Raw genomic sequence first — 5,844 nt, forward strand, 5'->3', positions numbered from 1 at the left:
AGGCAGGGACTAATACGACCACAAGTTCTGTGAACTAGAGATGACGGAAGTTCACCCTGCCTTTTATTTAAACGCTTACCAAGCTTTCTTCTTGTAATACTATTTACAAGAAGAAAAATCAGTCCGATAAACCAAAGGAGATGACGATTTTTCTACAGGGGTCTGTCAATGGTAGCTTGTCGAAGGACCTGTTTAAATACGCTTTAAGGTGTTTCGACAGGCTCAACATGACAGCACCTGGGCTGAAATCGCCTTTATTATACAACCTCTTTTTGATTATTTTATCGCTCCAAATGAAGCAAAATAAGAGTTTTTATGCAGAATTTCGGTAACGCTAAACCCAACTTTTTGCAATAATGCCAGTTGATAGTTTAAAGAGCGAGGGGTATCTTCATATTCAATATAATCAAATACTTTCTGTTTATATGCTGCACCACCAAGTGTTTCAAGGTAGGCCCCGTATTGATCTTGAAAAAGATTATCGATCAAAACGGAATCGTGTGCAATGAGGTCTGAAATCCAGATACTGCCTCCGGGTTTTAAAGCCTGGTAAACTTTAGTAAAAACAAGTTCCCAATCGGCATCCGTGCGCAAATGATGAAATGTTGCAGCRGCAAGTATAATATCGAAATGATTATCCGGTAAATTAAGGTTACGCATATCGTCCTGTATAACGGTTACTGTTCCGGTAGTTTGTACCGATACCCTATCGCTTGCCCGTTCCAGCATCGGTAAACTTAAGTCGTTAAGTGTACAGTTAAGGTTTGGAATTTTACTGAGCATTTTTAACGTATAATTCCCCGCACCACATCCAATATCCAACAGTTCTTTTGCATTCGGATTTATGTATTTGGCTGCTCCGGTGCAAAGCTCCATGGTAAGTGACGCATCGATGGTGGTTTGTTGTCCACTCTCTAAGTTCGAGAAACGTTCTACATCGTTATCAAACCTTGTTTTAATTTCTTCATTTGTTGCCTTGTGCGAATAATCTTTACTCATTGCTTTAATTTTTTTGTAAAGTTAGCGCTGTTGGTCATATTTGTAAAATATCAATTTTAGCATAAAACGATACCTATTAAGTATTATAAATATGGAACTCAGACATCTGTTGTATTTTAAAACTGTTGCAGAAGAACTTCATTTTACCAAGGCTGCAGCAAAACTTTTTATCTCGCAGCCCCCTTTGAGCAGGCAGATTAAAGAACTGGAAGAAGAACTTGAAGTACAATTGTTTGCCCGGAGTAATAAGCGGGTTGCATTAACAAATGCCGGAAAGTATTTTAAGGCTGAAGTAGATGCCATGTTTGCCAAACTGGAAGAGAGTAAAGAAGTGGTTCGTAAAATTCATGAAGGTGTTAGCGGCGAATTAAAGATTGGCTACATCAGTTCGGTTTACCAATCGCACCTGGCAGAAATTTTAAAATTAATGCACCAGGAATTTCCCTATTTGAAAACGAGTTTGTTCGAAGTGCCTACACTTGCTCAAATTAAAGAGCTAGAACATGGTGGTTTAGATGTGGGGATTTTAAGAGCACCGGTTTTATCGGAAAAATTGAAAGTAGAATCTTTGTTTTTTGATCCATTTGTGGTGGTTATTCCTTTAACAGACCAAAAAATTGATGCGAAGAACGGACTTACTGATTTTTTGAAGAAAAGCCCGTTTATATTCTTTAATAAAGATTTTGCACCGCAGTATAACGAGAAACTTATGCAAATTTGCCAGCGGATGGGCTTTAGTCCCGATATTACACACGAGGCAAACAATGTACACTCTATATTACAACTGGTAGAAGCGGGCCTGGGTGTATCTATTTTGCCATTGTCGTTAAAAAAACAATATGCACAGTTGAAAGTATCTTTTATTGAATTTGATGCTATTCCGGTCAACACAGAGGTAGTACTGGCTTATAAAGAATCGAATAAAAACCCGGCATTAACCTGGTTTATTAAACACTATGCTGAGTTAAAAATCAATTGACTTTCAGTAAGATAAGCATAATGAAATCCAGTACCATTAATCAATATACATTGATTAAAGACCGATGAAATTGAAAGAAAGGCCGTTCTCCGATGGGGGAGGCAGTCGTTTTTACAAATTTCAAAATCTTATAGCCAATCATTGGGCATTATTTTTCAAAAGAAACGGTCAACTGCCTAAAACAAGTTCAGTAAAATGGATTGTTGTAAAATTAACTCCAAAAGGTAGTTGATTTCCGATTTTCTACCCTATCATTTCCGATTTTCACCTCTTTTAAACTTGTAAAAGCACAAATTTGCCGCAACCAACATCAAAAGCCTATGTTAAGGCTTACACAAAATGAATTATATAAGTTTACCTAACCTATGAAGAAATTATTGTTCACCATATGTTTTCTGGCCACAGCAGTAATTGCTCATGCACAAAAGGCAGCTGATGAAAAAAAAGTGATGAAAAATCTGCTCGACAGGCAATTTGAATTTGCACAGAAACAATATCAGTTACTGGCCAAAAACACACCGGCAGACCGCATGCCGAAAACCTATTATGCAAAAAATAATAAGCTGGAAACGAGCGATACCAAATGGTGGTGCAGTGGTTTTTACCCAGGTTCACTACTTTATATTTACGAATACACTAAAGATTCTGGCACCTTAAAAGAGGCAGAAAAACGCCTTGTCGTACTAGAGAAGGAGAAACATTATACCGGAAACCATGATTTAGGTTTCATGATGTTCTGTAGTTTCGGCAACGCCTACCGCATTACAGGTAATGCGCGATATAAACCAACCATCGATACCGCTGCAGCTTCGCTTGCAACGCGCTACCGCCCGGCTGCTAGCGTAATCCAATCGTGGAATAGCAGTAAACAATGGAAAGGCCCTGTTATTATTGATAATATGATGAACCTGGAGCTGTTGGCATGGGTGTCTGATCATGGTGGCGATCCGAAATACAAGAAAATTGCCATCAATCATGCCGATACTTCGCTTAAAAACCATTTCAGGCCAAACTATAGTTCTTACCATGTAGTAGATTACGATATGACTACTGGCAAAGTACTTAAAAGGGGTACGGCCCAGGGCGCATTTGACGAATCGGCCTGGAGCCGCGGCCAGGGCTGGGGATTATATGGTTACACCATGATGTACCGTTTTACCAAGAACAAACATTATCTTAATCAGGCAAAAAACATCGCCAAATTTATTATCAACCACCCGAATATGCCTGCCGATCAGATTCCATATTGGGACTTTAACGCACCGAACATTCCAGATACTTATCGTGATGCATCTGCCGCTGCGGTTATTGCTTCTGGTTTGTTAGAATTAGGACAGTATGCAACAAAAAGCGAGCGAAAATTATATGTAGACGAAGCAAAAAAAATGATCATTTCACTTTCATCTGATGCGTATACTGCAAAGCCGGGGGAAAACGGCGGTTTTTTACTGATGCACAGTACAGGAGCTTTACCGCTGAAATCAGAAGTCGACGTTCCGCTAAGCTACGCCGATTATTACTATCTCGAGGCGCTAATGCGCTACAAAAACTGGTATTTATAACACACACAAAATGGAAAGAAGAAAATTTATAGGCGCGTTGTCACTAACCGGAGTATTTGGGCTGTTTAATCCTAACGAAATTTTATCCGCTACAAAAACTAATAACAGTACAAGTTCTCAACCAAAAAACGACAGAGAATATTGGTATAAACTGTTGTATAAAATTGCCAGCCCCGTTGTTTCCAATTTAGCCAATGGAACATTGATTAAAAATATGCCAGTGGTTACAGCGCCGAAATTCGACTCTAGAACACCTGCTGTATCGTATTTGGAAGCTGTTGGCCGTACCTATGCCGGAATTGCACCCTGGCTTTCGTTACCTGATGATACCACAACCGWAGGTGTTTTAAGAAACAAGCTGAAATTACAGGCCATTCGGGGATTGGATAGCTGTTTTGCGGCAAATAGTCCTGATAAACTAAATTTCACCAAAGATTATCAGCCAATTGTTGATTCAGCCTACCTGGCACAAACTTTTTTAAGAGCACCTAAAGCCCTATGGGAACCGTTAAAGCCAGAAACAAAACGCGAAATTATTGTTTCGTTTAAATCATTAAGAAACAGAAAACCCTTTAAAAATAACTGGTTGTTATTTGGTTCTATTACCGAAGCCTTTTTATTATCGATTGGCGAACCACACGATGAAAGCCGCTTGAATGAGGGAGTAGATACATTAAACGCCTGGTATAAAGGAGATGGTTGGTATGGTGATGGCGTAAACATGGCTTTTGATTATTACAATTCATTTGTAATCCACCCGATGATGGTGGATACGCTAGCTATTATGCTCGATAAAAACCTAATCAAAAAAGAACGGTATGATCTTGCCGTAAAAAGGATGCAACGTTATGTAGTAGGGCAAGAGCGCATGATTTCTCCTGAAGGAACCTATCCACCAATTGGGCGTTCAATTACCTATAGAACAGGTGCTTTTCAGGCTTTAAGCCAAATTGCTTTAATGCATAAGTTACCAGCCACCATTCAGCCAGCTCAAGTGCGTTCTGCCTTAACTAAAGTAAAACAGAACATATATGATATCCCTGGAACTTTTGACTCAAAAGGATGGTTACAGCTTGGCTTTTGCGGGCATGATCCGGAAATAGCAGATTATTATACCTCTACAGGGAGTTTGTATATGGCTACACTATCATTCCTTCCTTTGGGTTTACCAGCTAACGACGAATTTTGGGCCGCACCTTCGGCAGAGTGGACATCGAAAAAAGCCTGGGCAGCAAAACCGTTCTCCAAAGATTATCATGTAGATTTTTAACCTTGATACCAAAAATCGATTATCTTTTCGATCCGATAGCTATCGGATGAAGCGCAGTGGAATGGTGAAATGATGATATCCAGAACACTATAAAGGGAGGAATATAAATATGGGTACAACAGCAGTTAGCCATTGCACCCATATTTACGCTTACTAGCGCAAGTCTTAGTAGCTAGGGCAATGTTGTTGGCTGACTTGTGCTTTAAAATTTTCTTAAGAGATTAATATATTGATTTGACTAAAGCACAAGTCAGGCCTTTGCTTGTGCTTGTGGCGCTAAGACTTGCGCTAGAATATGACCTTCAAAGTTCGGTTCTTTTTGGTCAGGATTTTTTTACTATGAGAGGAGCATTTTTTTTTTGATAATCAGTGGGTGCCGTTCCTGTCCATCGTTTAAATGCACGTATAAATGCGCTTACTTCATTGTAGCCAAGCATGGTAGATATTTCTTTTATCTGAAGAGAATCATCTTTCAAATACATTAAAGCAAGGTTTTTACGGGCTTCATCAGCTAGCTGCTGAAAATTGATCTCCTCACTTTTTAATTTACGCTGGAGTGTACGCGGACTGAGATTAAAGTTACATGCAATATCTTCAAGGGTAACCATTTTTAGATACGAGTTTGACCGTATGTAATTATAGATACGCTTTTTTAATGCCTGTTCAGATACATGCGTATTTTGCCAGAGACCCTCTTCCAAAAGCAGAACTTGCTGGTGTTCGTGTTTTGATCTTATAATTCTTTCGTTCCAGTAGGCAATATCAAATGAAATTTGAGTGGTTTTTGCATTCGTCTCTGGTTTACAGCGAAGGACACGCTCATATTCTTCATGGTTATCCAGCGATCTGGCGAAGCTGACCGAACTTGGGTATAGCTTCTTAAACAATAACCCGTCAAGTTCGTGTATTACCAAAGCCATTAAAAGGTCAACGGTGTGTATTTCAGTTGTATCTTGATTCCAATCCCGGTTGACCGGTGCAAATGTTATCGAAAAATGATGGTCATCCCTGAAAATTCTAAGTTCTACTAATGC

Annotated in this window: 5 protein-coding genes; 3 read left to right on the forward strand and 2 right to left on the reverse strand. The window is 39.3% G+C overall.

Going from position 1 to position 5,844, the window contains the following annotated elements:
• Positions 1-276: 276 nt before the first annotated feature.
• The gene (locus AC1DND_RS16600; protein ID WP_477583262.1) at positions 277-999 is read right to left on the reverse strand and encodes a class I SAM-dependent methyltransferase; all 723 of its coding nucleotides are present in this window, start codon (positions 997-999) and stop codon (positions 277-279) included.
• A gap of 91 nt (positions 1,000-1,090) precedes the next feature.
• Between AC1DND_RS16600 and AC1DND_RS16605 the strand changes: the two genes are divergently transcribed.
• The 3 genes from AC1DND_RS16605 (at position 1,091) to AC1DND_RS16615 (ending at position 4,810) form a co-directional block, all read left to right on the forward strand.
• Positions 1,091-1,978 (forward strand): LysR family transcriptional regulator, encoded by an 888-nt coding sequence (locus AC1DND_RS16605; protein WP_477583264.1) that lies wholly within the window; start codon positions 1,091-1,093, stop codon positions 1,976-1,978.
• Positions 1,979-2,343: 365 nt separating this feature from the next.
• Entirely contained in the window at positions 2,344-3,540 is a 1,197-nt protein-coding gene (locus tag AC1DND_RS16610) for a glycoside hydrolase family 88 protein (RefSeq protein ID WP_477583266.1), read from the forward strand.
• A 10-nt stretch (positions 3,541-3,550) separates the two neighbouring features.
• Positions 3,551-4,810 (forward strand): DUF2264 domain-containing protein, encoded by a 1,260-nt coding sequence (locus tag AC1DND_RS16615; RefSeq protein ID WP_477583268.1) that lies wholly within the window; start codon positions 3,551-3,553, stop codon positions 4,808-4,810.
• A 323-nt stretch (positions 4,811-5,133) separates the two neighbouring features.
• On the opposite strand, the gene AC1DND_RS16620 is transcribed toward AC1DND_RS16615, so the two are convergent.
• Positions 5,134-5,844, reverse strand: a 711-nt coding sequence (locus tag AC1DND_RS16620) for a helix-turn-helix domain-containing protein (RefSeq protein ID WP_477583270.1), incomplete at its 5' end; no start/stop codon positions are given.

Source organism: Pedobacter sp. 01N416 (assembly GCF_056399685.1).